Source organism: Streptomyces sp. NPDC086147 (assembly GCF_040702165.1).
Classification (GTDB): domain Bacteria; phylum Actinomycetota; class Actinomycetes; order Streptomycetales; family Streptomycetaceae; genus Streptomyces.
This window is the reverse complement of the sequence record NZ_JBFBJO010000054.1, coordinates 1-2,003: the sequence shown is the minus strand read 5'-3', so window position 1 is coordinate 2,003 and position 2,003 is coordinate 1. Positions and strand designations below refer to the sequence as shown.

Annotated in this window: 3 protein-coding genes; all 3 read right to left on the bottom strand. The window is 68.2% G+C overall.

The window, feature by feature from the left end; all coding sequences use genetic code 11:
* On the bottom strand, positions 1-829 hold an 829-nt coding region (locus tag AB0398_RS34235), incomplete at its 3' end, for a transposase family protein (RefSeq protein WP_366379574.1).
* A gap of 72 nt (positions 830-901) precedes the next feature.
* Positions 902-1,357, bottom strand: coding sequence for a hypothetical protein (locus AB0398_RS34230; protein ID WP_366379573.1), 456 nt, complete (start codon positions 1,355-1,357; stop codon positions 902-904).
* Between the two features lie 50 nt (positions 1,358-1,407).
* On the bottom strand, positions 1,408-1,917 hold the full coding sequence (locus AB0398_RS34225) for a hypothetical protein (protein WP_366379575.1): 510 nt from the start codon (positions 1,915-1,917) through the stop codon (positions 1,408-1,410).
* Positions 1,918-2,003 lie beyond the last annotated feature (86 nt).

The window sequence follows — 2,003 nt, the reverse complement described above, 5'->3', positions numbered from 1 at the left end:
GGTTGACTTCGAGGTTCGTCAGGACGAGCAGGGCTCGCAGGAGCTGGGTGGCGCGGGCGGGGTCGGTGCGGAGCTTGGTGAGGATCCGCCAGTTCTTGAGGTGGGCGAAGCCGTGCTCGACCGGTGCGCGTCCGACGGCGAGGACGCGGTTGGCTTCCTTCTCGCCGGGGGTGAGTTTGTGGGTGCGGCTGGCGGCGTAGCCGGTGACGATCACGGGGTCGAGGATGTCGTTGTCCAGGCCGCGGAAGCCGAGGTCGGCCAGTGCCCCGAGGCCGGCGGCGCGCAGGTGGGCCAGGATGTGGTCGTGGCGGGCGGCGGTGTTGTCGTGGGTGCGGCCGGGCCGCGCGGCGGATATCCAGATCAGGCGCCCGTTCTCGTCGGTCAGGGCGAGGAAGTGCAGGCCATGAGTTCGGTGCTTGCCGGAGTAGTTCCGTCGGTCGGCGCTGCCGGTGCGGCGCCGGGTGCGGATGAGGGTGCCGTCGATCAGAACCAGCTCCCCGCCCTGCTTGGCGACCTTCTTCAGGGCGCGGTCCAGGCGCGGGGCCTGGGCGGCGAGCAGTCCGATCAGCTCGTCGCGCCATCGGCGGACTGTGGACTCGGACACCTCGTTGCCGCCGGCCATGTCGGCCAGGCGCTGGTCGTGGCGCAGTACGGCCAGGACGATCACCGCGATCTTCCCGGGCGGCAGGATCCGCCACCGGGACCGAATCGTCTTCAGATGACGCCGTAGCAGGTCGGCGAGGTGGTTGACGGTGCGCGTGGACAGCGGCAGACGGCACTGGTAGACAAGCGGGCAGGTGTCCTCGGCGCGCTCTTTGGTATTCGTCACACAATCCCAACGGCCGCCGGGGGCATCCCGGTTATGCGCGTGCTGAGCCACTCCGAGTGGCGGTGCCGCTCGTCACAGGCGGGTGGCGAACCGACCGTCGGGCAGTTTGCGGAGCCAGCCGCGGTCGACGAGTCTGACCAGCTTGCCGCGCAGCGGTTCCAGCTTGGCCTTCACTCTGATGTCCACCCCCACTGCCTCGCCGACCTCGCGGGCCATGACCGGTCCGGCGGCCTGTCGCACGGCGGTGATAATGCGCTGGTAGTCCCACGGCAGCGCGTCCTCCTCCACTCCCGGCTCGCGGTGCGGGATCAGCATCACCGTCCGGCCGCCCACCTGCCCGGGAATCGGCCGGGCTGAGGAACGTTCCTCGGCGAGCTGCTCGCTCACCCTCTCAAGGACACGTTCGGCGACGGCGAGCTCGTCCCGCTCAGCCCGCACCGCTTCCAGCTGCTTGGCCAGATGTTCTTCGAGTTCGTCCAGTTCCGCACGGCGCGTAGTGATCCGTTCGAGCAGTTCGGGATCCAGCATGCACAGAATCGTAGGAGGCGACCGAACCGCAGCGAGCAAGAACCGGACGGTCAACTCCCCGCTTCTGCTGCCGGCCTCCCGCGAACGAACTGCTTCGCCGCCTCGACTGCTTCCCTGTTGAGCTCCTCGACGGAGACTTCCCAGCTCTCCTGCCAATCGTCCAGGTTGAAATGACATGAGACGAGGGACTGCAGCTCTTCGGGGTAGCCGAGGTCGTAGGCGACGTCTGCCCAGATGAGGTGGGTGCCGGTGGCGGGATCCAGGGTTCCGTCGGCTATCTGACCGGCGATCCAGTAGGCCATCGCCCACTTTGCGGCCCGAGGGTCGGCGGGCGGGTGGAAGAGAAGTCCCAGTTCCTCCAGCACCTGGTCGAAGAGCGCTGGCGCTTCGGGTTCCTCGCTTCGGAGGAGGCCGGCCAGCATGGCGAGGGAGGGACTCTCGACCTCGGCGATGAGGGCGTCAAGCCCTGCCTGGATGAGCCGGTCGGACCCGACATGCCTACCGAATGCCCGCTCGCGCGCGATGTGGCGGAGCTGTTTGAGGGCGTCATCGCGGGTCATCAGAGTCTTCTCGGTCGGCGTCTGGGGACAGAAGGCTCGCACATCCGCCGACGCTGCTGCATCGCCTTTCTCTTCGGCCCAACCGT